The organism is Fulvivirga sp. M361, assembly GCF_007097395.1.
Lineage (GTDB): Bacteria > Bacteroidota > Bacteroidia > Cytophagales > Cyclobacteriaceae > Fulvivirga.
This window is the reverse complement of sequence record NZ_VKDC01000100.1, coordinates 1-731: the sequence shown is the minus strand read 5'-3', so window position 1 is coordinate 731 and position 731 is coordinate 1. Positions and strand designations below refer to the sequence as shown.

Annotated in this window: 1 pseudogene; it reads right to left on the bottom strand. The window is 53.5% G+C overall.

What is annotated here, in order from left to right:
• Positions 1-731: pseudogene (locus tag FNH22_RS32275) on the bottom strand (hypothetical protein); the annotation flags it as partial.

Below are 731 nucleotides of genomic sequence, written 5' to 3'. Positions count from 1 at the left end.
GCGGCCTGATCTATCGTAACGGTCATGAAATCTGTGCCAGGAGGACAAATACCGGCAGGATCATCTGTGGTTAATGTCAGATCTACTGTGCCATTTGTTATATCCGTCGCCCCGGGCGTGTAAACAGCGCCCAATAAACTCGCATCGTCAAAGCTACCATCCCCGGAACTCGACCAGGTCGAACTCGTCGCTGACCCTCCGATCGTACCACTTAACGTAACCGTACCATCCGAACAGATCGTCTGGTCTAAGCCTGCTGATACCGTAGCGGCCAGTTCTATCGTGACGGTCATAAAATCAGTAGCAGCAGGACAAATACCCGCAGGATCATCCGTGGTTAACGTCAGGTCTACTGTGCCATTCGTTATATCCGTCGCCCCGGGCGTGTAAACAGCACCCAATAAACTCGCGTCGTCAAAGCTACCATCCCCGGAACTCGACCAGGTCGAACTCGTCGCTGACCCGCCGATCGTACCACTTAACGTAACCGTACCATCAGAACAGATCGTCTGGTCTAAGCTCGCTGATACCGTAGCCGCCTGATCTATCGTGACGGTCATGAAATCTGTGCCAGGGGGACAAATACCGGCAGGATCATCTGTGGTTAATGTCAGATCTACTGTGCCATTTGTTATATCCGTCGCCCCGGGCGTGTAAACAGCGCCCAATAAACTCGCGTCGTCAAAGCTACCATCCCCGGAACTCGACCAGGTCGAACTCGTCGCTGACCC